This window comes from Kocuria sp. NPDC057446, from assembly GCF_042802875.1.
Lineage (GTDB): Bacteria > Actinomycetota > Actinomycetes > Actinomycetales > Micrococcaceae > Kocuria.
Window position 1 is genome coordinate 1 of the sequence record NZ_JBHVDI010000025.1, and the last position, 23,100, is coordinate 23,100.

A 23,100-nucleotide genomic window follows, 5' to 3' on the forward strand; every position below is an offset into this window, starting at 1 on the left:
GGTCCGGGGACGGTGCGGGGCTCCGGGGCTGTCGTGGGGCGGCCGGCTCAGCGGCCGCGCATGGCCCGGCGGTCCGGGCGGGCGCGCATCGGGTCCACGCCCTTCGGGATCGGGAGGCGGTTGCCGAGGGTGCTGATCCGCTTGTGCACGGTCTGCACCTCCTGCTGGGTGAGCTTCTTGTCGAGCTTCTTCATCCGCTTGGACAGCTCCCGCAGGGGGACCTGGTCCTCGCCCTTGCCGGTCTTGATGACGTGGATCGGCACGTTCTGGATGACGGGCCCGATCCGGCGGCGCTCCTTGGCGACGAGCTTGTCGACCCGCCCGGCGGGCCCCTCGGTCACGAGGACCACCCCGGGCCGGCCGATGGCGCGGAAGATGAGGTCCCGGGTGCGGGGGTCCATGGCGGCCGGCTGGTCCTCGACGATCCAGCCGCGCTTCAGGGCGGACAGGGCGGCGCCGGCGGCACCGGGCCGGTCCTCGATCCGGGCGAACGCGGCGCGCTCCGCCCTCCGGGAGAGGTAGAACGAGGCCGCGAGCAGGGCGAACGGCAGCCCGATGAGCAGCCCGGTGATCCAGTTGCCGAGCAGGACGCCGATCAGCAGGAAGACGAGCAGGACGCCGAGACCGATCAGCAGCATCCACCAGCCGATGTTGGGCTCGACCTCGCGGGTCATCTTGAAGACCTGCTTGATCTGGCCGAGGAAGCCGGGTCCCTTGGTCGCCTTCCGCTGCTTCTTCGCCTCGCGCTTCTGCGCCCGGGTGGGCTTCCCGGTCGGCTTCCCCGTGGACTTCCCGGGGGAGGTGGATCGCGACGTCGGGCGCGACTTGGCGTGGGAAGGTGACACGGTGAGACCTCGTCCTGTGGTGCGGTGGCGGTGTTCCGGGGGGACCGGCGGCCGAGCGCGTCGAGGCGCCCGGCCGTGGTCCGTCCTCCAGTTTAGCGGGTGGTCGGGGCCCTGCCCCGACCGGCCTCAGCGGAGTCGCTGGACGAGCGAGGACGCCTCCTGGGAGGCGCTGCCGGTGTCCTCGATGTGCGCGAGGTGCTCCGGGATCGCCCGGCCCGACTTCTCCATGGCCCGGGCCCACAGCCGGCCGGCGCGGTACGAGGACCGGACCATGGGACCGGCCATGACGCCCAGGAAGCCGATCTCCTCGGCCATCTCGGAGAGCTCCACGAACTCCTCGGGCTTGACCCACCGGTCGATCGGGTGGAACAGCGGGGACGGGCGCAGGTACTGGGTGAGCGTGATGATGTCGCACCCGGCGTCGTTGAGGTCGCACAGCGCCTCGTAGATCTCCTGGTTCGTCTCGCCCATGCCGAGGATGAGGTTGGACTTCGTAATCATCCCGGCGTCCTTGCCCTGGGTGATGACGTCCAGGGAGCGCTCGTAGGTGAAGGCGGGCCGGATCTGGCGGAAGATGCGCGGGACGGTCTCGACGTTGTGCGCGAAGACCTCCGGCGCGGCGTCGGTGATCTGCTGCAGCCGGTCGGGCTTTCCCTGGAAGTCGGGGATCAGGATCTCCACGCCGGTGTTCGGGTTCAGCGTGTGGATGGCGCGGATGGTCTCCGCGTACAGCCAGGCCCCGCCGTCGTCGAGGTCGTCGCGGGCCACCCCGGTGACGGTCGCATAGCGCAGCCCCAGCTCCTTGACGGACTCGGCCACCTTCCGGGGCTCGGTGACGTCGAGCGGGTCCGGCCTGCCGGTGGCGATGTCGCAGAAGTCGCAGCGGCGGGTGCACTTGGAGCCGCCGATCAGGAACGTGGCCTCCCGGTCCTCCCAGCACTCGTAGATATTGGGGCAGCCGGCCTCCTCGCACACGGTGTGCAGACCCTTGCCGCGGGCCAGCGACTTCAGCTCCTGGAACTCGGGACCCATCCGTGCGGTGTTCTTGAGCCAGGACGGCTTCTTCTCGATCGGCGTCTCGGCGTTGCGCGCCTCGACGCGCAGCAGGCGGCGGCCCTCGGGGGCAACGGTCATGGTCGGTCTCCTTGTCGAGATGTCGACGGTGGTGCGCACGCGGTCCCGGTGGTCCCGGGGGCGGCGCGGGTCAGCTGACGGCGGTGGGCCAGGGCAGCGGACCCGGGGTCCCCGACGGGGCGAACTGTTGGCACAACTCGTCCTGGCGGGCGGATATTTCCTGCTCCATGCGCGCGACCACGTCCTCCGGGGTCAGGCGCCGGCCCGTCTCCTGCGAGAGGCTCGTGACGGAGGCGTCGGTGATGCCGCAGGGGATGATCCTGCCGAACGGCCGCAGGTCGTTGGAGCAGTTGAGGGCGAAGCCGTGCATGGTGGTCCGTCTCGAGACCTGCACGCCGATGGCGGCGATCTTGCGGTCCGGTCCGTGCTCGTCCGCGAGCACCCACGCCCCGGAGCGGCCGGCCACGGTGCTGGCCTCCACCCCGAAGTCGGCGACCACGGCCAGGATGATCTCCTCGAGCAGACGCACGAAGCGCACGACGTCGATGGGCGTGGTCAGCCGCACGACGGGATAGCCCACGAGCATCCCGGGACCGTGGTAGGTGAGCTTGCCACCACGCCCGATCTCCACGACCTCGGAGCCGTCGGAGGGGTACTCGTGGGGCTCGGTGCGCCGTCCGGCCGTGTAGACCGGCGGGTGCTCCAGCAGGAGCACGGTGTTGGCCCGCTCGCCCGCGACGACCTCGCGGTGCACGTTCTTCTGCAGCTCCAGCGCCGAGCGGTAGTCGACGAGGTGCGGGTCGAAGCCGAGCCGTTCGAAGCAGAGGGACATGACCCCAGCCTATCGCGCGCCCGGCCCGGCGGGCGCCGGGCCGGGGTTGTGGACGGCGCCCGCGGCGGACCTCGGCCAGCGGGCATGCTGGGGGCATGGAGCAGCGCCCCGCCGCGCACGGCGGCCACCACGAGCCCTTCCCGGCCCCGCCGGTCTCCGCCCGGTCCCGGCTCGCCGCGGCCGTCCGGGACGACCGGGCGGGTGCCCGCCCCGGCACGCCGGCGGGGGACACGAGCCCGCGGCTCCCGCCCGAGGACGGTCTGGAGCCGGTGCGCCGCCTGGGCGGACGCTCCTGGCTGGTGCGGGAGTCCCGCTCCGGGGAGCACTTCGTCCTGCGGCCCTGCCCGGAGGGACCCGGGCCCGGGCAGGACCGGTCGCGGACCGCGCTCCGCACGCTCGCGGTGGCCCTGGCCGGCCGGGAAGAGCCCTGCCTCGTGGCCGTGCGCGGGCTGCTGGGCCCGGCGGCGGCACCCGTGGGCCTGGTCGAGGACTTCCTCCCGGGCGGCTCCCTCGCCGACCGGTTGAGCGAGCACGGCCGGCTGGCGCCCGGGGAGGCGGCCTCGGTGCTGCGGGACGCCGCGACCGGCCTGGCGTCCCTGCACGCCCTCGGCCGGTGCCACGGTGAGCTCTCCGCCCGGCAGGTCCTGTTCCGCGGCCATGAGGTCCCGGCTCCTCCCGGAGGAGCGCCGGGACCGGAGGGCGCGGGGCCCGCCGCGGCACTGCGCGCGGGCGCGGCCGCAGGGACCCGGGAGGAGGACGTCCACGCCCTCGGCGTCCTCGGGTGGGCGGCGCTCACGGGCCGGGCCCCGGCCGGGGAGGCGCGGCGGGTGCCCCTGTCCCTGCTGTGCCCCGGTGCCCCGCCCGGTCTCGTCAGCGCCGTCGAGGACGCCCTCCACGCCGATCCCTCGGACCGGCCCGCAGCGGCCGAGCTGGCCGCCCGGTTCGCGGAGTCCGGGGCACCGGCCGCCGAGGCCCCGTCGATCCTCACCGGCCGACCGGTGCGGGTCCGGGCCGGGGGCGGGCACCGGAGCCTGCTGCTCGGCGCGGCGCTGCTGCTGGCTGCCGGGGGCGCCGTCCTGCTCGTGCCCGACGGGGCCGGACCACCACCGGGGCCGGCGGCCGCCCCGCCCGCGGCGGACCGGCCCGCCGCGGACTCGTCCACCGCGCGCCCGTCCACGACGCACCCGGCCCCGGCGCCACGGCCTCCCGGGCGGTCGGTTCCGGCGGCGGGACCCGGCGGCGGAGCACCGCATGTCCCCGCCGACGGCGGTGCCGACAGCGACACCGACGCGGACTCCGGCAGCGACACCGTGGATCCACGGCGGGCGCTGGCGGAGCTGGTGGCGCGGCGGGGTGAGGCCCTGCGCACCGGGGACGTCCGGCTGCTCGACGAGGTGTACGCGCCCGGCGCCGAGGCCGCCGCGGCCGACCGAGACACCATCGCGCGGTCGGGCGGGGGATTTCCCGGACTGTCCTTCGAGCTCGGGAACGTCCGTGCCGCGCCGGCGCAGACTCCGGAGCCGGAGGGGGTGGTGCTGCTGGCCGAGGTGCGGGTGGACGGCTTCCGCGGCGGCCCGGGCACGGTCCCGGCCGTGGTGCCGGACGGGGACGGCTGGGTGCAGACGGTCCTCGTGGTCATGGTCGACGAGGAGGACGGCTGGCGGTTCGCGGCGGTGGCGCCCGCGGCGAGTGCGACGGCGCGGCCGGGAGCCCACGCCGACGAGCAGGAGTAGGAGCTCCGGCACCCGGACGTGGGCGCCCGGGAGGGCGAGTGCGGGCGGGCCGGGGGCGGAGGTGCCTCGTGCGGACCTGCGGCGGCCGAGCGCGGACGCGCAGGGGCCGCCGGGGCGGGGTGCGGAGCGGCAGGGGGCGTCACGTGGGGGAGCCGGCACGGCAGGACCCCCGGCGCTGACGGGCAGCGGCGGGGGTCCGTACGTCGGGATCCGGGTGCAGGGGCGCGGGTCTCACCAGAGGGTGGCGACCGCCATGTTGATCAGCGCCAGGCCCCCGACGGCGTGGGCGAGACCGGTGGAGACCGCCTCCCCGCGCCGGGTCCTCCGCTGTCCCACGAAGGCGGCGACCGCGACGGCGAGGGCGACCAGCAGCTTCACGGCGACCTTGGCGTGGTTGACGTCGCCCTCGCCCATCTCGTAGATCGCCACGAGGAGGAGGCCGGTCACCAGGCTCAGCAGCGAGGCGTGGAACTGGCCGGGCGACACCGTCGGGCGCTTCATGGTGTAGATCCAGGTGCCCACGATGATCGCGGCGCCGACGAGGTGCAGGAAGACGAGGAGTCCGGTCAGGAAGGTCATGCTTCCGAGCCTATCGGAGGGTCGTCCGCGGACGCCGAGAGGGCGTGCCCCTGTGACCAGGAACACGCCCTCTCGGCACCGGCGCTCAGCCGGCGCCGCCGACCGTCACGGGGACGGTCAGAGGCCGACCTCGGACTCGAAGCGGCCCTCCTCCAGGCGCGCCTTGAGCGCCTGCAGGAAGCGACCGGCGTCCGCGCCGTCGACCAGGCGGTGGTCGTACGTCAACGACAGGTAGCACATCTGCCGGATGGCGATGGTGTCGTTGCCGTCGGCGTCGGAGACGACCATCGGGCGCTTCACGATCGAGCCCGTGCCGAGGATGGCGACCTGCGGCTGGTTGATGATCGGGGTGTCGAACAGGGCCCCGAACGACCCGAGGTTCGTGATCGTGAACGTGCCGCCGGTGAGGTCGTCCGGCGTGATGTTGCCGTCCTTGGCCCGGGAGCCGAGGTCGGCGATCTGCTTGGCCAGACCGCCGAGGTTGAGGTCGCCGGCGTTCTTGATGACCGGCACCAGCAGGCCCTTCGGGGTGTCCACCGCGATCGCGATGTTCTCCGAACCGTTGTAGACGATCTCCTTCTCGGCCTCCTTGAAGGTGGCGTTGAGCTTGGGGTGCGCCTGCAGTGCCTCGGCGACCGCCTTGGCGAAGAACGGCAGGTACGTGAGCTTGGCGCCCTCGCGCTCCTGGAACTTCGCCTTCGCCCGGTCCCGCAGCACGGCCACGCGGGTCATGTCGACCTCGGTCACCTGGGTCAGCTGGGCGGCCTCCTGGAGCGACTCGCGCATGCGCTGGGCGATCGTCATCCGGATCCGCGGAGCCTTCTCGGTGGTCCCGCGCTTGGCGTCCGCCTTCGGGGCCGGAGCGGCCTCCTTCGCCGGTGCGGCCGGCTCGGCCGGCGCCTCCTGCGCCGGCGCCGCGGAGCTCTTCTGCTGCTCGGCGGCGGCCAGCACGTCCTGCTTGCGGATGCGACCGCCCACACCGGTGCCGGTGAGCGTGGAGAGGTCCACGCCCTCCTTCTTCGCGAGCTTGCGCACCAGAGGGGTCACGTAGGAGGAGTTGTCCCCGGTCGGGGCCTCCGCGTTCTCGGTGCGGGCGCCGTCGCGCTGAGCGGCGTCCTGCTGCTCGTCCCCGGACGTGTCGGCCAGCACGGGCTCGTCCGTCTCGACCAGGGCCTCGTCGCGGGAGGGCGACTTCTCCTGCTTCCCGGAGGAGGCCCCCTCGTAGCCCTCGCCGCCGGCGGAGGACTGCTTCGCCGGCTTCTCCTCCGCGGAGCTGTCCTCGGCGGACTTCCCGGAGGACTCCTCTGCGGGCTTCTCGGCGGGCTCGTCCCCGGACGGGGCGGAGCCGGAGCCGATGATCGCCAGGACCTGGCCGACCTCGGCGTCCTCGTCCTCCTGCACCCGGATCTCCAGCAGGGTCCCGGCCACGGGGGAGGGGACCTCGGTGTCGACCTTGTCGGTGGAGACCTCCAGCAGCGGCTCGTCGACGGCGACCTCGTCACCGACCTGCTTGAGCCACCGGGTCACGGTGCCCTCGGTCACGGACTCGCCCAGGGCGGGCAGGGTGATCTCGCTGCCCTCACCGGTCTGCTGCGCCTCGGCCTGCGGGGCCTGCTCCGAGTCGGAGGACTCCTGGCCGGAGGACTTCTGCTCGGCGGCCTCGTCGGTCGCCTCGGGGGTCTCCGCCTCGGTCGCGGCGTCCTCGGCCTCCTCCGCGGAGCTGTCCTCGGCGGACTTCCCGGAGGACTCCTCTGCGGGCTTCTCGGCGGGCTCGTCCCCGGACGGGGCGGAGCCGGAGCCGATGATCGCCAGGACCTGGCCGACCTCGGCGTCCTCGTCCTCCTGCACCCGGATCTCCAGCAGGGTCCCGGCCACGGGGGAGGGGACCTCGGTGTCGACCTTGTCGGTGGAGACCTCCAGCAGCGGCTCGTCGACGGCGACCTCGTCACCGACCTGCTTGAGCCACCGGGTCACGGTGCCCTCGGTCACGGACTCGCCCAGGGCGGGCAGGGTGATCTCGCTGCCCTCACCGGTCTGCTGCGCCTCGGCCTGCGGGGCCTGCTCCGAGTCGGAGGACTCCTGGCCGGAGGACTTCTGCTCGGCGGCCTCGTCGGTCGCCTCGGGGGTCTCCGCCTCGGTCGCGGCGTCCTCGGCCTCCTCCGCGGAGCTGTCCTCGGCGGCCTCGTCCTCGCCGGAACCACCACCGGAGCCCGAGCCCGAGCCGTCGCCGATGACGACCAGTGGCGCGCCGACCTCGACGTCCTCGTCCTCGTCGACGAGGATCTCCTCGATCACGCCCGCCACGGGGGAGGGGATCTCGGTGTCCACCTTGTCGGTGGAGACCTCGACCAGGGGCTCGTCGACGGCGACCTCGTCACCGACCTGCTTGAGCCACCGGGTCACGGTGCCCTCGGTCACGGATTCGCCCAGTGCGGGCAGGTTTACGGTTTCTGACATGGTCCGACCGTCTCTCTTTCGGTGCCTTCGATGGTGCGGTCCGGGCGCCGGGCCCGGTTCCGGGGTAGTGGGGAGGCCCCGCCCGGGGAGGGCGGGGCCTCGACGCGGTCAGCCGTGCAGCGGCGCGCCCGCGAGCGCCATGGCGGCCTCGCCGATGGCCTCGTTCTGGGTGGGGTGGGCGTGCACGAACGCGGCGACGTCCTCCGGGTAGGCCTCCCAGTTGACGATGAGCTGGCCCTCGCCGATCTGCTCGCTGATGCGCTTGCCGATGGCGTGGAAGCCGATGATCGGCCCGTCCTTCTCCCGCACCAGCTTGATGATGCCGCCGGTGCCCAGGATCGAGCTCTTCCCGTTGCCCGCGAGGTTGTACTCGGCGACCTCGACGTTGTCCTCGCCGAACTTCTCCTTGGCCTTCGGCTCGGTGTAGCCGACCGAGGCGATCTCCGGCTCGGTGAACGTGACCTTGGGGATGTTCACGTCGTCGACGACGGCGGGGTTCAGGCCGGCGATCTCCTCGGCGACGAACCGGCCCTGCTGGTAGCCGCGGTGCGCGAGCTGGACACCGGGGACGATGTCGCCGATCGCGTAGATGTTGCCGACGCCGGTGTGCAGGCGCTCGTTCGGGGTGACGAAGCCGCGGTCCATGGGGATGCCCTGCTCCTCGTAGCCCATGTCGGCGGTGTTCGGTCCGCGGCCCACGGCGACGAGGACGATGTCGGCCTCGAAGACCTTGCCGTCGGCCAGGGTGACCTTCGCCCCGTTGTCGTCCTGCTCGACCTTCTCGAAGAAGGTCCCGAGGCTGGACTTGATGCCGCGCTTCTTGAACTCCCGCTCGAGGATCTTGATGAGCGCGGGGTCCTCGTTGGCGACCAGGTGGGGGAGACCCTCGATGACGGTGACGTCCACGCCGAAGGACTTCCACATCGAGGCGAACTCGCAGCCGATCACGCCGCCGCCGAGCACGATCGCGCTCTTGGGCACGAAGTCGATCTCCAGCGCCTCGGTGGAGGTCATGATCCGGCCGCCGATCTCGACGCCCAGGGTCTTGGAGATCGAGCCGGAGGCGAGCACGACGTGCTTGCCGGTGTAGGTGGTGCCGTCGACCTCGACGGTGTTCTCGCCCGTGAGCTTGCCGACGCCCTCGATGACCTTGATCTTGCGCATCTTCATGAGACCGGTGAGGCCCTTGAACTTGCCGGCGACGATCTTGTCCTTGTACTCCCGCACGGCGGCCATGTCGATGGAGTCCAGCGTGGTGTGGATGCCGTACTTGGAGCTCTCGCGGGCGTCCTCGGCCAGTTCCGCGGAGTGCAGGTAGGCCTTGGTCGGGATGCAGCCCCAGTGGAGACACGTTCCCCCGAGCTTGTTCTTCTCCACCAGGGCCACGGTGAAGCCGAGCTGGACGGCCCGCAGCGCGGCGGCGTAGCCGGCACTCCCTCCGCCGAGGACGAGGATGTCGAATTCGTTGTCGGCCACGTGTTTGGCTCCCTTGCGCGTTGACGTCGTTCCGGGTGGATCGCACCCGTCCCGTGACGGGTTCGTTTCGTACATACCTTAGCCCTACGCCGGAGGGAGCGACCAGGCGGGCGCTCCCTCCGGCGCGGGGGTGTCGCGGGGGCTCAGCCGCGCTCGGCGGCGGCGTCCTCGAGCAGCCGGACGAGCGTGCGCACGCCCGCGCCGGTGCCCTCCGCCGGGGTGTAGCCGTGGGGCGATCCCTCGTTGAAGGAGGGGCCGGCGATGTCCACGTGCGCCCACGGCACCCGCGCCCCGTCGTCGCCCCCGACGAACTCGCGCAGGAAGATCCCGGCGACGAGCATCCCGCCGTTCTTGTCCCCGATGTTCTTGAGGTCGGCGACCTTCGAGTCGAGGGACGGGCGCAGGTGCTCGGGCAGCGGCATGGGCCAGCCGGCCTCGCCGGCGCCGCGGGCGGCCTCGGCCACGGCCGTGCGCATCGCCTCGTCGCCCATGATCCCGAAGGTCCGGGCGCCCAGTGCCACCATCTGCGCGCCGGTCAGCGTGGCGATGTCGACGACGGCGTCCGGGCCCTCCTCGCACGCCGCCACGAGCCCGTCGGCCAGCACGAGACGTCCCTCGGCGTCGGTGTTGAGCACCTCGACGGTGCGGCCGCCGCGGATGGTGATGACGTCGCCGGGACGGGTGGCCGTGGACGAGGGCAGGTTCTCGGCCAGGCACAGCCACCCGGTGACCTTGACCGGCAGACCCAGCTCCGCGGCGGTGAGCACGGCCGCGAGGACGGCGGCGGCGCCGGCCATGTCCGACTTCATGGTCATCATCGAGGCGGGCGGCTTGAGGGAGAGCCCGCCCGAGTCGAAGGTGATGCCCTTGCCCACGTAGGCGTAGTGCTTGGCGGCCCGCGCCGGGGCGTACTCCAGCTTGACGAGGCGCGGGCCGTGCACGGAGCCCTGTCCCACGCCCAGGAGCCCTCCGTAGGCGCCCTTGGCGAGCTCCTTCTCGGCGAGCACGGTCACGGAGACCTTCGTGCCCTTGGCGGCCTGGCGGGCGTAGTCCGCGACCGCCTCCGGGTAGATGACGTTCGGGGAGAGGTCCACGAGGGTGCGGGCCGCGCGGACGCCGCGGCCGAGGGCGGCGGCGCGGTCGAGGCACCGGCCCAGCGCGGCGCGCGCCACGCCCGGGGCGTGCACGACCGCGGAGACCAGGGGGGCCTGCACGGCGCCGGCGGTGACCGCCCGCTGGTGGGCGAAGGCGAAGGCGCCGAAGGCGGCGCCCTCGGCGACCGCCGCGGCGTCCTGCTCGGTGTCCACGGGCAGGGCGAGCACCGCGGAGTCGGTGCCGGCCAGTCGCCGCACGGCCGCACCGGTGGCCCGGCGCAGCGTCTCGGCCCGCTCGTCGGCGGGCTCGGGCAGCGCGCCGAGCCCGGTGAGGACCACCACGGTGAACGGGAGCCCGTCCGGGGCGGGCAGCACCGTCACCTCGTCGGCGGCACCCCGGACGCGCAGGGCCGCCGCGGCGTCCACCACGGGGGCGAGCCGGCGCTGCTCCCCGGCGGGAAGCAGGACGCGGCCCGAGCCGTCGCCCTCGGCGTCCTTCTCCACTCCGAGCACGAGCGCGTGGGCCGGGGTCCGGCCCAGGGCCTTGTGCGTGGCGGTGAGCTCGATGCCCCGGGGCTCGAGCAGGTCCTGTACGTCGGGCATGGATCGTCCTTTCGCTGAGGTCTGGGCCGGCGGGGCCGGTCCGGTCCGCTCCCGGCGGTCCGGCCCGGCCGGCAGGCGTGCTGTCGATCCTATCCCCGGGCACCGCGCCGCCGGGGCCGGACGCACGGGGGCGCCCCGGGCGTCCGGGGCCGCCCGGGGCGGGGAATAAGAGGGGGCCCGCGGACGGTTGACATGATCCGGGCGCGCCGCCGCCGGCGTGCACCCACCGGTCTCCCCACGGACACCCGGAACCGACCCACCCCAGGAGGAAGTGCTGTGCTGGACCCCACCTCGCTGTACCTGAGCAACCCCGCGCTGCTCGAGGACGCCCGGGTTCGTGGCCTGCCGCTGATCGTCGCCCTGTCCGGCTACGCGGAGGCGGGGCACGTGGCCGTGCAGATCGAGCACACCATCACGGAGGCCCTGCCGCACGAGGTCGTCGCCCGGTTCGACCTGGACCAGCTCTACGACTACCGTGCCCGCCGACCGCACGTGAGCTTCGTGGAGGACCACTTCGAGGGCTTCCAGACCCCGGAGCTGTCCCTCCGGCTCGTCACGGACGGCCTCGGGCGCAGCTTCGCGCTGCTGACCGGTCCCGAGCCGGACCTGCAGTGGAACCGGTTCACGGAAGCCGTCGTGGGCCTGGCCCGGCGGATGGACGTGTCCCTCGTGGCCATCGTCTCCGGGATCCCCATGCCCGTTCCGCACACCCGGCCGTTCATCGTCTCGGTGCACGGCAACCGCGCCGATCTGCTGCCCGCAGAGCACGCCTGGAAGCCGGTCGTGGAGATGAGCTCCTCCGCCGCGCAGCTCCTCGAGATCCGGCTGGGCGAGGCGGGGATCGACAACATCGGCTTCACCGTGCACGTCCCGCAGTACCTGGCCGAGGCGCACCTGCCGCACGCCGCCGTGGCCGCCCTCGAGCACATCAGCGCCGTGACCTCGCTGACCCTGCCCTCGGACCAGTTGCGCGAGGCGGCCCGCGAGATCGAGCGCCAGATCGACCAGCAGGTCGGCGCCTCGCCCGAGGTGCAGGCGGTCGTGGCGGGACTGGAACAGCGCTACGATGACGTCGTCGACGCCTCGGCCCCGCGCTCCCTGCTGGTGGGTGACGAGTCCGAGCTCCCCGACGCCGACGAGATCGGCGCCGCGGCCGAGGCCTTCCTCGCCGCCCAGGAGGACGACCAGGACTGAGCCCGGCGGGTGCGCGGGGCGGTCCCGGTCCGTCCCCGGCGGCACCGCCGTCCCGGGTCCCGCCCCGGACCCGTCCCCCCCGAGAGCGAAGTGCATGCCGTCCGACCGGTACCGGGCCCACGAGTCCGGCAAGGACTCCCGCCGCGCCTACCTGGTCTTCGCGGTCGGCACCTTCGCCTACTTCAGCGCCGTGGCCCAGCGCACCAGCTTCGGGGTCGCGTCGGTCGACGCGGCCGAGCGCTTCGGCACCGCCGCGTCGGCGCTGTCGATGTTCTCGCTCATGCAGCTCCTCGTCTACGCGGCGCTGCAGATCCCCGTGGGCGTGCTCGTGGACCGGTTCGGCTCCCGCGTCATGGTCGCCGCCGGGGCGCTGCTCATGCTGGTGGGGCAGCTCCAGCTGGCCCTCGCCGACTCGGTCGGCGAGGGCGTGGCCGGCCGCGTGCTCGTCGGCGCGGGGGACGCGGCGACCTTCGTGTGCGTGATGCGCCTGATCCCCGCCTGGTTCTCGGCACTGCGGGTGCCGCCGCTGACCCAGTTCCTGGGCGTGGTGGGCAACCTCGGCCAGCTCGTCTCCGTCATCCCGTTCGCCTGGCTGCTGGAGCTGACCGGGTGGCTCCCGTCCTTCCTGGCGCTGGCCTCCCTCTCCCTGCTCGCCGCCGTGCTCGCCGCGGCCCTGCTGCGCAACGCGCCCGCGGGGGCGGAGGTGCTGAACCGGGAGCTGGGACTGCGGCGGACCGGCCGGGTGCTCCGGGAGAGCCTGGCCGAGCCCGGGACGCGGCTCGGCTTCTGGGTGCACTTCACCACCCAGTTCGCCGGCAACACGTTCGTGCTCATGTGGGGCTACCCCTATCTCGAGTACGCCCAGGAGCTGTCGGACACCACGATCTCCCTGGTGATGACCTCCTTCGTGCTGACGAACCTGGCCGTGGCCCTCGGGCTCGGCGGGCTCTCGGCCCGCCACCCGCAGCGCCGCGTGCGGCTGGCCCTGGGGGTCGTGGTCGTGATCTTCGCGGCGTGGACCGTCCTGCTCGTCTGGCCGGGGACCGCGCCCGCCCCGGTGGTGCTGGCCGCCGTCTGCGTCATCGCGATCAGCATGCCGGCCTCGATGATCGCCTTCGACATCACGCGCGGCTTCCACCCCGCCCGCCGCTCGGGCACCGCCACGGGCATCGTCAACGTGGGCGGGTTCACCGCCTCGGTGCTGGCCATCTTCGTCACCGGCTTCGTCCTCGACCTGCTGCACGCCGCGGGCTTCCGCGACGAGCTGTACGCCCCCGACGCGTTCCGGATCGCGATCGCCGCGCAGTTCCTGGTCGCGGCGGCGGGCGCCGCGGCCGTGCTGGCCGCCGTCCGGCAGGTGCGCCGGCGGCACGGCCCCGAGGCCGCCTGACCGGCACCGCCGTTCCGTCGGTCCCGCCGTTCCATCGGCACTGCACCGCTCCGCGCGCCGGGTCCCGGTCCCGCCGGTGGTCCACAGGCCGGCCCCGGGGCCCCGCCCCCGTCCGCGGCGCCGCCCAGGCTGGGTCCATGAGACAGCATCCCGCCCGAGACCCCTTCGTCCCCGTCGTCCGGTGCGCGGCCGACCTGCTGGCGGTCGTGCCGCACACGCTCGGCTACTGGCCCGCCGACTCGCTCGTCCTGTTCGCCGCCGGCGGCGGGACGGCCGGCGCGTGCGTGCGCGTGGACCTGCCGTCCCGCCCGGGCGGCGCGGACCTCGAGGAGGCCTTCGTCACCGAGCTCACCGACCTCCTGCGCCACGACGCGCTGAGCGACCGGGTCTTCGTGATCGTGTACACGTCGCCCTCGCCGGGGGCACCGTCCGGGGAACCGGCCCCGCCCGCGGCGGTGGACGGTGTGCTCGCCGCCGCCGACGAGGCCGCCCGGCGGGCGGGGCGGAGCGTGGCGGCGCGCTGGATCGTGGCCGGCGGACGGTGGTGGCCGGCGGAGGACCCCGCGGACGTCCAGGACGTCGCCGCCGTGGAGGACAGTGCCGTCAACGCCGCGCTCGTGGCCTCGGGCAGCTCCTACGCGGCCGCACCGCGCCTCGCCATGGACCACGAGTACGGAGCGCTGCCCGCCGGCACCGACCGGGGCGCCGGGCACGCGGCGCACCGCTGGGCACGGTCCGGCCGGGGCGCCTGGCACCACCTCGACCGCCTCCGGCCGGCGCTGTCCGTCTGGGCCGACGTCCTCGACGCGGTCCTGGACTCCGCAGCGGACCCGGTGCCCGCCGTGCTCGGTCTCGACGACGGGCTGCTCGGCTTCCTGGCCGCGAGCCTGGCGGACCCGGTGCTCGCCGACCTGCTCCTGGCCGCCTGCGCCACGGACGACCTCGACGGCGTCCTCGCGGGCGCCGCGATGTGGGCGGAGCTGTGCGACGACGTCGACGCCCCCGGCGCCGAGGACGTGCCGATCGGGCCCACCCGCGTGCCGGTGCCCCCGGGCGTTCCGCCGGTTCCCCGGCGCCCACCGGCCGGCCCCGAGGTGCGGGCCCCGGGACCGCTCACCGCCCCCGCGCCGGACGCCGGGGAGCTCGTCCGGCTCTGCCGCGTACTCGCCGGCGAGTGGACGGAGACCCCGTGCTGGCCGCGGCTCGACACCCTGTACCGGGTGCTCCAGGTGCTCAGCTGGCTCCTGGACACCGCTGGCGGCGGCCCGGCCCCGGAAGCGGGCACGGCGTCCGGCGCGACGTCGGGTGCGGCGTCGGGTCGGGCGGAGGACGTCGGAAGCGACGCGGCGGACGGGCGCGCCGTGCTCGCCGGTGTGCTGGTGGAGCTCGCCCAGCTCAACCGCTTCCGGGCGCGCGGCTCGCACACCGCGCACTTCGTGCGCCGGGCCACTGCCCTGGTCCCCGGTCATCCGCCCGCGCTGCGCGTGCTGCGCCTCGCCGAAGCCCGGCCGGTGCCGCTCTGGGCCCGGGACCGTGCCACCGCCTGGCACTCCTGAGCCACCGCTCCCGAGCTTTTTCGGTTCCGTCCGGCAGAGCGGGAACAAATCCCGTCCACGGGTGGTTCCGGCTGTCAGGACCCTTCAAGCCCGCCGCACCGGACACTGCCCGGCGCACGGACTTGACAGGGTCATAGGCGTGTTGCCCCGAGGGCGAACGCCGTGACCGTTCAACGAAAGGCTCTCAGTGTCACCTGCCGCCAGCAACAAGACGACGGACACCGCCGCCGGGACCCCGGGCACCGGGGACACCCGGTCGCCGTCCGGAACCGGGACCACGGGCACGTCGCCGCGGGCGAAGACCGCCGCTGCGAAGTCGACCGCGACCAAGAAGACCGTGGCCGCGAAGAAGACCACGGCGGCGAAGTCCACCGCCGCGAAGTCCACCGCGCCCAAGAGCGCCACCGCGGCCGCCTCGACCAAGTCCACGGCCGGCAGATCGACCGCGACCCGGACCGCCGCGAGCAAGGCTCCGGCCGCGCCGAAGACCACGGGCCGCAAGAAGGCGGCCGCCCCGGCGGAGAAGGAGGCGCTGGACGTCGTCGGGGAGCCCGAGGAGGACGTCGTCACGGACGACGCCGACATCGAGACAGCCCTGACCGACGAGGCCGGGGTGGTCGACCCCGAGGTGGACGAGGACGCCGACGCGGAGGAGGCCGCGCCCGAGGACGCGCCCGCCGCGCCCGCGGCCAAGGACGAGAAGACCTCCGGCTTCGTGCTGACCACCAACGACGACGACGACGCCCCGGCCCAGCAGGTCGTCTCGGCCGGCGCCACCGCCGACCCCGTCAAGGACTACCTCAAGCAGATCGGCAAGGTCGCGCTGCTGAACGCCGAGCAGGAGGTCGACCTCGCGCTGCGGATCGAGGCCGGCCTGTACGCGGAGCACAAGCTCGCCGAGGGCAAGGACTCCCTGGACGCGCAGACCCGCAAGGAGCTGCGCTGGGTCATCCACGACGGCAAGCGCGCCAAGAACCACCTGCTCGAGGCCAACCTGCGCCTGGTGGTCTCGTTGGCCAAGCGCTACACCGGTCGCGGCATGCTGTTCCTGGACCTCATCCAGGAGGGCAACCTCGGCCTGATCCGCGCCGTCGAGAAGTTCGACTACACCAAGGGCTTCAAGTTCTCCACGTACGCCACGTGGTGGATCCGCCAGGCCATCACCCGCGCCATGGCCGACCAGGCGCGCACGATCCGCATCCCGGTGCACATGGTCGAGGTCATCAACAAGCTGGCCCGCGTCCAGCGGCAGATGCTGCAGGACCTCGGCCGGGAGCCCACCCCGGAGGAGCTGGCCAACGAGCTGGACATGACGCCCGAGAAGGTCGTCGAGGTACAGAAGTACGGTCGCGAGCCGATCTCCCTGCACACCCCGCTGGGCGAGGACGGCGACTCGGAGTTCGGCGACCTCATCGAGGACTCGGAGGCCGTGGTCCCCGCGGACGCCGTGAGCTTCACGCTCCTGCAGGAGCAGCTGCACTCGGTCCTCGACACCCTCTCGGAGCGGGAGGCCGGGGTCGTGGCGATGCGCTTCGGCCTGACCGACGGCCAGCCCAAGACCCTCGACGAGATCGGCAAGGTCTACGGCGTGACCCGTGAGCGCATCCGGCAGATAGAGTCCAAGACGATGTCCAAGCTGCGCCACCCGTCCCGCTCGCAGGTCCTGCGCGACTACCTGGACTGACCGGCCTGCCGGTCCCGCGCCCGGAGGCCCGCCGGGCGCGGCGGGTCCGCCCGCGGCCCGTGCACCCCCCCGCGGAGGGGCACCGGGTCCCGGCGACGCGCTGTTCCCGGCGCTGCCCCTGCTCCGGGCGGCGCACCGCATCCCGGTGACCGGGGCACGGGGCGGGCACGCAGGAGGGCCCCGGCACACGGTGCCGGGGCCCTCCTGCGTGCCCTTCGCGGGCGTGCGCGTCAGGAACCGATGCGCTCGGTCTCGTCCTGCCACGTGGCGGCCAGCGGCCGCAGCTTCTGCTCGTTCTTGCGCGCGTGGTGAGCGCAGAACAGGAGCTCACCGCCCGTCGACTCGAGGACCACTCGGACGTAGGCCTGGGCGCCGCACGCATCGCAGCGGTCGGTCGCGTTGAGCTCTCGGCTCTCCAATGTTGCGTTCACGGGATCCTCCTCCTGGGTCGTACGCGTTGCACGGGGCACGGGGCCGCCGATGCGGGTACCCGGGGTCTCGTGGACGCATCGGGGTACTGTCCTATACAACCACGGCCGTCGGACAAACGATTCCGCCGGGGACCGTTTTTCGCCCCGGGCGTAGGTCGCCCCGCCGGGCCGGGCACCGGCGCCGTGACCAGCGTCCCGGCCTGCGGTGTCCGCCTCCCGGACTACAGTGGTGGAGAATCCCGCCGTCCCCCAGGAGTCGTATCCCCGTGACACCGTCCCGTTCCGAGTACAACGCCCGCCACCTCTCCGTGCTCGAGGGCCTCGAGGCCGTCCGGAAGCGGCCGGGCATGTACATCGGCTCCACCGACTCCCGCGGGCTGATGCACTGCCTGTGGGAGATCATCGACAACTCCGTGGACGAGGCCCTCGCCGGCTTCGGCCACCAGATCACGGTGGTCCTGCACGCCGACGGCGCGGTGGAGGTCCACGACGACGGCCGCGGCATCCCCATCGACCTCGAGCCGCGCACCGGGCTGACCGGCGTGGAGGTCGTCTTCACCAAGCTGCACGCGGGCGGGAAGTTCGGCGGCGGCTCCTACAGCGCCTCCGGCGGTCTGCACGGCGTGGGCGCCTCCGTCGTCAATGCGCTCTCCGCGCGCCTCGACGTGCAGGTGGACCGCGGCGGGAAGACCTACCAGATGTCCTTCCGGCACGGCGAGCCGGGACGCTTCGTGGACCAGGGCCGGCCCTCGCCGCACGCCCGCTTCGAACCGTTCGTGGAGGGGTCGGTGCTCGACGTCGTCGGCAAGGCCAAGCGCGGGGTCACCGGCACGCGGATCCGGTACTGGGCCGACGAGCAGATCTTCACGACGGACGCGCGGTTCAGCTACGAGGAGCTCGCCAAGCGCGCCCGCCAGACCTCGTTCCTGATCCCGGGGCTGCGCATCACGGTGCGGGACCAGCGCGGCCTGCCCGGCACGCCGGGGGAGTTCGGGACCCACGAGGAGGTGTTCCAGCACGACGGCGGGATCTCCGAGTTCGTGGAGTACCTCGCCGCCGACAGCTCGGTCACCGACGTGTGGCGCTTCCAGGGCGAGGGCCGGTTCAAGGAGAACGTCCCGGTCCTCGACGAGAACGGCCGCTCCCGGCTCACGGAGGTGGAGCGCACGTGCGAGGTCGACGTCGCCCTGCGCTGGGGCATCGGCTACGACACCTCCCTGCGCTCGTTCGTGAACATCATCGCGACCCCCAAGGGCGGCACCCACCAGGCCGGGTTCGAGGCCGCCCTGCTGAAGACGTTCCGGAAGCAGATCGAGGCCAACGCCCGCAAGCTCAAGGCGGGCAGCGACAAGATCGAGAAGGACGACGTCCTGGCCGGGCTCACGGCCGTGCTCACCGTGCGCCTGGCCGAGCCGCAGTTCGAGGGCCAGACCAAGGAGGTCCTCGGCACCCCGGCCGTGCGCCAGATCGTGAGCCGGGTGATCGAGAAGGAACTGACCGCCAAGCTCACGGCCACCGGCCGGCACGACAAGCAGCAGGCCGGGCAGCTGCTGGAGAAGGTCGTCGCGGAGATGAAGTCCCGCATCTCGGCGCGCGTGCACAAGGAGACCCAGCGGCGCAAGAACGCCCTGGAGACCTCCTCGATGCCGGCCAAGCTCGTCGAGTGCCGGTCCGACGACGTGGAGCGCTCCGAGCTGTTCATCGTGGAGGGCGACTCCGCCCTCGGCACGGCGCGGCTGGCCCGGTCCTCCAACTACCAGGCCCTGCTGCCGATCCGCGGCAAGATCCTCAACGTGCAGAAGGCGTCCATCACGGACATGCTCGCCAACACGGAGTGCGCCGCGCTCATCCAGGTCATCGGGGCCGGCTCCGGACGCACCTTCGACCTCACGGCCGCCCGCTACGGCAAGGTCATCATGATGACGGACGCCGACGTCGACGGCGCGCACATCCGCACCCTGCTGCTCACGCTGTTCTACCGCTACATGCGCCCCCTCGTGGAGGCCGGACGGGTCTACGCGGCGGTGCCCCCGCTGCACCGGGTGGAGATCGTCAACGCCGGCGGCAAGGCCAACGAGATGGTCTACACCTACTCCGAGCGCGAGCTCGCGGACCTGCTGGCGCGGCTCGAGGCGGAGGGGCGGCGCTACAAGGAGCCCATCCAGCGCTACAAGGGCCTCGGGGAGATGGACGCCGACCAGCTCGCGGAGACCACCATGGACGTCCGGCACCGGATGCTGCGCCGGATCCGGGTCGAGGACGCCGAGGCCGCCGAGCACGCCTTCTCCCTGCTCATGGGCTCGGAGGTGGCCCCGCGCAAGGACTTCATCATCGAGGGCGCCACGCAGCTGGACCAGGAGCGCATCGACGCCTGACCGGCACGGGCCCCGCCCGAGGCGGTGGCGCGACCTCCTCGGGCGCACTGGGCAGGGCACCGGGGCACCGGGCCCCCGGGGCGCGGGCCGGGCGCTACGCTGGGCAGGACGAGCGACCGTCCCCGAGGAAGGACCCTGCATGACCGCCACCGGCCCGCGCACCCCGTCCCCCGCCCGGCCCCGGCCGGTCACCGTCACCGTGACCGGTGCCGCGGGTCAGATCGGCTACGCCACCGTCTTCCGGGCCGCGGCGGGCGACCTCCTGGGGCCCGCAACCCCCGTCCGGCTGCACCTGCTGGAGCTCCCGCAGGCGCGGCGGGCCGCGGAGGGCACGGCTTTGGAGCTGCAGGACGGGGCGTTCCCGCTGCTCGACGGCGTGGAGGTCTTCGAGGACGCCGACGCCGCCTTCGAGGGCGCCTCGGTGGGGTTGCTCATCGGGGCCCGCCCCCGGTCCCAGGGCATGGAGCGCGCGGACCTGCTCCAGGCCAACGCCGGGATCTTCTCGGTCCAGGGCCGGGCCGTCAACCGTGGGGCGGCCGAGGACTTCCGAGCGGTGGTGGTCGGCAACCCGGCCAACACCAACGCGGCGATCGCCGCCTCGCACGCCCCGGACGTCCCGCGCGAGCGGTTCACCGCCCTCACCCGGCTCGACCACCACCGTGCGCTCGCCCAGCTGGCCGCCGCCACCGGGGCCCGTGTCGACGAGATCGAGGGCGTGGCCGTGTGGGGCAACCACTCCGCGAGCCAGTACCCGGACCTCACCCACGCGACGGTCGCCGGCCGGCCCGCGCTGGAGGTGCTGGCCGGGACCGGCCGCGATCTGGCCTGGGTGGACGACACCTTCATCCCGCGGGTGGCGCGCCGCGGCGCGGAGATCATCGACGTGCGCGGCGGCTCGTCCGTGGCCTCGGCGGCGCACGCGACCCTGTGCCACGTCCGCGACTGGGTCCTGGGCACGGCCGAGGGCACGTGGACGTCCATGGCGGTCGCCTCCGACGGCTCCTACGGCGTGCCGGAGGGCCTCGTCAGCTCGTTCCCGGTGGTCTGCCGGGACGGCCGGGCCGAGATCGTCCGGGACCTCGAGCTGGACGAGTTCTCCCGCACCCGCATCGACCGCTCCGTGCGGGAGCTCGAGGAGGAGCGGGCGGCGGTGCAGCAGCTGGGGCTGCTGGGCCCCCGCCGCTGAGCCTCAGCCGTAGGCCGGGCCCACCGCGTCGATCACCTGGTCGGTGGGCACGCCCGAGCCGTCCCGGCGGCCGTGCTCGGTCGGCAGGGCGCGGGCCACGCCCGAGGCCGAGACGGCCTTCGCCGGCCCGTGCCCCACCCAGGCCAGGGCCAGCCCGGTCTCGCCCTTGAGGAAGCGGTGCGCACGGACTCCTGCGGTGGCCCGGCCCTTGGGCGGGTACTCCGAGAACGGGGTCACCTTCACGGAGTACTGCGACATGCCGGGCAGCACCTCGTCGGCGCGCGCGAGGGTCACCACCACGGGTGTCTCGTCCGCGGCGCGCACGGCCCCGAAGAAGACCACGGCGTCCCCCGGGACGAGCTTGATCCCCGCCACGCCGCCGGCGGTGCGGCCCTGGGGGCGCACGGACCCGGCGTCGAAGTGCAGCAGCTTGCCCTCCCGTGTCACGAACACCAGCGCGTCCTCCGCGGCGGCGGACTCGGCGAGCCCGACCACCTCGTCGCCGTCCTTGAGCGTGACGACCTCCCAGTCCTCGCGGTTGAGCGGGTACTCCGGGCTGACGCGCTTGACCACCCCGTTGCGGGTGCCCAGCGCCAGCACCGCGTTCAGCGGCGCGAGCCCCACGAGCCGCTCGCCGCGGCCCAGGGTCAGGAAGTCCTTCACCGGCACCCCGTCGCCCAGCTTCGGGGTGCCCTCGAAGGCGGTCAGCACGGGCACGTCCATGACCTGCACGCGCAGCATCCGCCCGGCGGACGTGACCGCCCCGATCTCGCCGCGGGCGGTGGCCCGCACCGTGGACACGAGGGCGTCGTGCTTGATCCGCCGCGGCGGGTCCGCCAGCGGCGCCTGGGAGGTCGTGCGGGCGAGCTGGCCCGAGGTGGACAGGAAGACCCAGCAGGGGTCGTCGGCGATCTCGAGCGCGAGCCCGCCCGCCGACGCCCGCCCCGGAGCGGGGGCCGCCGCCGCGGCCGCCGGCGCCGGCAGCGCCTCCGACTCGAGCAGCTCGGTGCGCCGGTCGTCGCCGTGCACGGCCGCGGTCTCCGCGAGCTCCGCGGAGACCAGGGCCCGCAGCCGGGAGTCCGAGGCGAGGGTCTCCTCGAGCTCGGCGATCTCCCGGCGCAGCTCCTCCTGCTCCTTCTCCAGCTCGATCCGCGAGTACTTGGTCAGCTGCCGCAGGCGCAGCTCCAGGATGTGGTCCGCCTGCACGCGACTGAGGTCGTACACGGCCATGAGCCGCTCCCGGGCCACGGCGGTCTCGTCGGAGGAACGGATGATCTGGATGACCTCGTCGATGTCCACGATCGCCACGAGCAGGCCCTCGACCAGGTGCAGGCGGTCCCGGCGCCTGCCCAGGCGGAAGCCGGTGCGCCGCCGGACCACGGACAGCCGGTGCTCCACGTAGACCCGCAGCAGCTCGAGGAGCCCCATGGTGCGGGGCCGCCCGTCCACGAGTGCCACGTTGTTGATCCCGAAGGAGTCCTCCATGGGCGTGTACTTGTAGAGCTGCTGCAGGACGGCCTGCGGGTTGAAGCCGTTCTTGACCTCGATGACGAGCCGCAGGCCGTTCTTGCGGTCGGTGAGGTCCACGACGTCGGAGACGCCCTGGAGCTTCTTGGCCTGCGCCGCCTCCTTGATCTTCTCGGTGACCTTCTCGGGGCCGACCATGTAGGGCAGCTGGGTGACGACGATGCCCTGCTTGCGGGGGGTGATCTGCTCGATCGACACCTTGGCCCGGGTCTTGAACGAGCCCCGTCCGGTCCGGTAGGCGTCCCGGATCCCGTCGAGGCCCACGATCCGCCCGCCCGAGGGCAGGTCCGGGCCCGGGATGAAGCGCATGAGCTCCTCGAGCGTCGCCTCGGGGTGCTCCACGAGGTGGCGGGCTCCGGCGACGACCTCCCGAAGGTTGTGCGGGGCCATGTTCGTGGCCATCCCCACCGCGATGCCGGAGGAGCCGTTGACCAGCAGGTTGGGGAAGGCCGCGGGCAGCACCCCCGGCTGGGTGAACTGGTTGTCGTAGTTGGGCACGAAGTCGACGACGTCCTCGTCGAGGTCGGCCGTCAGCGCCAGGGCGGCCGGGGCCATCCGGGCCTCGGTGTAGCGGGAGGCGGCCGGGCCGTCGTCGAGGGAGCCGAAGTTGCCGTGCCCGTCCACGAGCGGCAGGCGCATCGCGAAGGACTGGGCGAGGCGGACCATCGCGTCGTAGATGGCGGAGTCGCCGTGCGGGTGCAGCTTGCCCATCACCTCGCCCACGACGCGGGCGCTCTTGACGTGGCCGCGGTCCGGGCGCAGGCCCATCTGGTTCATCATGAACAGGATCCGGCGCTGCACGGGCTTGAGCCCGTCCCGGGCGTCGGGCAGGGCCCGGGAGTAGATGACGGAGTACGAGTACTCGAGGAAGCTCGTCTCCATCTCGGAGGTCACGTCGATGTCGACGATGTTCTCCCGGAAGTCGGCGGGCAGCTCGTCCTCGGCGGACGGGCGGGAGGGCGCACGGCGGCGTGCCATCACAGCGGGGGGTCCTTCGGTCGTGGGTCGGTCCGGGGCGGGCCGGCGGCTCGGCGGTCGAGATCGGCGGGGGACGCACCGGGGCG

16 protein-coding genes are annotated in these 23,100 nt (G+C 73.5%); 7 read left to right on the plus strand and 9 right to left on the minus strand.

The genetic code is table 11. The annotated features are described in order from the left end of the window. Positions 1–47: 47 nt before the first annotated feature. From ACFU0Y_RS05110 to lipB, 3 genes are all read right to left on the minus strand, one after another. Positions 48–845 (minus strand): DUF4191 domain-containing protein, encoded by a 798-nt coding sequence (locus ACFU0Y_RS05110; RefSeq protein ID WP_380213367.1) that lies wholly within the window; start codon positions 843–845, stop codon positions 48–50. A 126-nt stretch (positions 846–971) separates the two neighbouring features. Next, positions 972–1,979: a lipoyl synthase gene (gene lipA / locus ACFU0Y_RS05115; RefSeq protein WP_380213368.1), complete on the minus strand. Its 1,008-nt coding sequence runs from the start codon at positions 1,977–1,979 to the stop codon at positions 972–974. 70 nt (positions 1,980–2,049) lie between these two features. Next, a complete protein-coding gene (gene lipB / locus ACFU0Y_RS05120; RefSeq protein WP_380213369.1) occupies positions 2,050–2,751 on the minus strand; it encodes a lipoyl(octanoyl) transferase LipB in 702 nt (233 codons plus the stop codon). Between the two features lie 95 nt (positions 2,752–2,846). Here lipB and ACFU0Y_RS05125 point away from each other — a divergent pair, with 95 nt between their 5' ends. Continuing rightward, positions 2,847–4,484, plus strand: coding sequence for a hypothetical protein (locus tag ACFU0Y_RS05125; RefSeq protein ID WP_380213370.1), 1,638 nt, complete (start codon positions 2,847–2,849; stop codon positions 4,482–4,484). Between the two features lie 231 nt (positions 4,485–4,715). On the opposite strand, the gene ACFU0Y_RS05130 is transcribed toward ACFU0Y_RS05125, so the two are convergent. From ACFU0Y_RS05130 to ACFU0Y_RS05145, 4 genes are all read right to left on the minus strand, one after another. Beyond that, positions 4,716–5,063, minus strand: a complete 348-nt coding sequence (locus ACFU0Y_RS05130) for a hypothetical protein (RefSeq protein WP_380213371.1) — start codon at positions 5,061–5,063, stop codon at positions 4,716–4,718. A 117-nt stretch (positions 5,064–5,180) separates the two neighbouring features. Next, a complete protein-coding gene (gene sucB, locus ACFU0Y_RS05135) occupies positions 5,181–7,520 on the minus strand; it encodes a 2-oxoglutarate dehydrogenase, E2 component, dihydrolipoamide succinyltransferase (RefSeq protein WP_380213372.1) in 2,340 nt (779 codons plus the stop codon). 108 nt (positions 7,521–7,628) lie between these two features. Further along, a complete protein-coding gene (gene lpdA, locus ACFU0Y_RS05140; protein ID WP_380213373.1) occupies positions 7,629–8,996 on the minus strand; it encodes a dihydrolipoyl dehydrogenase in 1,368 nt (455 codons plus the stop codon). Between the two features lie 143 nt (positions 8,997–9,139). After that, positions 9,140–10,693 carry a leucyl aminopeptidase gene (locus tag ACFU0Y_RS05145; protein ID WP_380213374.1) on the minus strand — a complete coding sequence of 518 codons (1,554 nt, stop codon included), beginning with the start codon at positions 10,691–10,693 and terminating at the stop codon, positions 9,140–9,142. A 276-nt stretch (positions 10,694–10,969) separates the two neighbouring features. Here ACFU0Y_RS05145 and ACFU0Y_RS05150 point away from each other — a divergent pair, with 276 nt between their 5' ends. The 4 genes from ACFU0Y_RS05150 to ACFU0Y_RS05165 all read left to right on the plus strand — a co-directional run bounded on the left by ACFU0Y_RS05150 (position 10,970) and on the right by ACFU0Y_RS05165 (position 16,517). Then, the gene (locus ACFU0Y_RS05150) at positions 10,970–11,887 is read left to right on the plus strand and encodes a proteasome assembly chaperone family protein (protein WP_380213375.1); all 918 of its coding nucleotides are present in this window, start codon (positions 10,970–10,972) and stop codon (positions 11,885–11,887) included. A gap of 94 nt (positions 11,888–11,981) precedes the next feature. Then, positions 11,982–13,277, plus strand: a complete 1,296-nt coding sequence (locus ACFU0Y_RS05155) for a nitrate/nitrite transporter (protein WP_380213376.1) — start codon at positions 11,982–11,984, stop codon at positions 13,275–13,277. A gap of 137 nt (positions 13,278–13,414) precedes the next feature. After that, positions 13,415–14,833: a DUF4192 family protein gene (locus tag ACFU0Y_RS05160; RefSeq protein WP_380213377.1), complete on the plus strand. Its 1,419-nt coding sequence runs from the start codon at positions 13,415–13,417 to the stop codon at positions 14,831–14,833. A 187-nt stretch (positions 14,834–15,020) separates the two neighbouring features. Further along, the gene (locus tag ACFU0Y_RS05165) at positions 15,021–16,517 is read left to right on the plus strand and encodes an RNA polymerase sigma factor (RefSeq protein ID WP_380213378.1); all 1,497 of its coding nucleotides are present in this window, start codon (positions 15,021–15,023) and stop codon (positions 16,515–16,517) included. Positions 16,518–16,747: 230 nt separating this feature from the next. Here ACFU0Y_RS05165 and ACFU0Y_RS05170 read toward each other — a convergent pair whose 3' ends face one another. Continuing rightward, complete coding sequence (locus ACFU0Y_RS05170) at positions 16,748–16,948, minus strand: hypothetical protein (protein WP_344120181.1); 201 nt, start codon at positions 16,946–16,948, stop codon at positions 16,748–16,750. Positions 16,949–17,214: 266 nt separating this feature from the next. Here ACFU0Y_RS05170 and ACFU0Y_RS05175 point away from each other — a divergent pair, with 266 nt between their 5' ends. Both ACFU0Y_RS05175 and ACFU0Y_RS05180 read left to right on the plus strand, forming a co-directional pair. Further along, entirely contained in the window at positions 17,215–19,323 is a 2,109-nt protein-coding gene (locus ACFU0Y_RS05175) for a type IIA DNA topoisomerase subunit B (RefSeq protein ID WP_380213379.1), read from the plus strand. Between the two features lie 139 nt (positions 19,324–19,462). Next, entirely contained in the window at positions 19,463–20,509 is a 1,047-nt protein-coding gene (locus tag ACFU0Y_RS05180) for a malate dehydrogenase (protein ID WP_380213380.1), read from the plus strand. Between the two features lie 3 nt (positions 20,510–20,512). On the opposite strand, the gene ACFU0Y_RS05185 is transcribed toward ACFU0Y_RS05180, so the two are convergent. Further along, positions 20,513–23,014 carry a DNA topoisomerase (ATP-hydrolyzing) subunit A gene (locus tag ACFU0Y_RS05185; RefSeq protein ID WP_380213381.1) on the minus strand — a complete coding sequence of 834 codons (2,502 nt, stop codon included), beginning with the start codon at positions 23,012–23,014 and terminating at the stop codon, positions 20,513–20,515. Positions 23,015–23,100 lie beyond the last annotated feature (86 nt).

What these genes read in the sequence shown, in the direction of transcription:
- lipA (WP_380213368.1), bottom strand. Translation starts at nt 1,979, where the DNA reads ATGACCGTTGCCCCCGAGGGCCGCCGCCTGCTGCGCGTCGAGGCGCGC.
- lipB (WP_380213369.1), bottom strand. Translation starts at nt 2,751, where the DNA reads ATGTCCCTCTGCTTCGAACGGCTCGGCTTCGACCCGCACCTCGTCGAC.
- ACFU0Y_RS05125 (WP_380213370.1), top strand. Translation starts at nt 2,847, where the DNA reads ATGGAGCAGCGCCCCGCCGCGCACGGCGGCCACCACGAGCCCTTCCCG.
- ACFU0Y_RS05130 (WP_380213371.1), bottom strand. Translation starts at nt 5,063, where the DNA reads ATGACCTTCCTGACCGGACTCCTCGTCTTCCTGCACCTCGTCGGCGCC.
- sucB (WP_380213372.1), bottom strand. Translation starts at nt 7,520, where the DNA reads ATGTCAGAAACCGTAAACCTGCCCGCACTGGGCGAATCCGTGACCGAG.
- ACFU0Y_RS05145 (WP_380213374.1), bottom strand. Translation starts at nt 10,693, where the DNA reads ATGCCCGACGTACAGGACCTGCTCGAGCCCCGGGGCATCGAGCTCACC.
- ACFU0Y_RS05155 (WP_380213376.1), top strand. Translation starts at nt 11,982, where the DNA reads ATGCCGTCCGACCGGTACCGGGCCCACGAGTCCGGCAAGGACTCCCGC.
- ACFU0Y_RS05160 (WP_380213377.1), top strand. Translation starts at nt 13,415, where the DNA reads ATGAGACAGCATCCCGCCCGAGACCCCTTCGTCCCCGTCGTCCGGTGC.
- ACFU0Y_RS05180 (WP_380213380.1), top strand. Translation starts at nt 19,463, where the DNA reads ATGACCGCCACCGGCCCGCGCACCCCGTCCCCCGCCCGGCCCCGGCCG.
- ACFU0Y_RS05185 (WP_380213381.1), bottom strand. Translation starts at nt 23,014, where the DNA reads ATGGCACGCCGCCGTGCGCCCTCCCGCCCGTCCGCCGAGGACGAGCTG.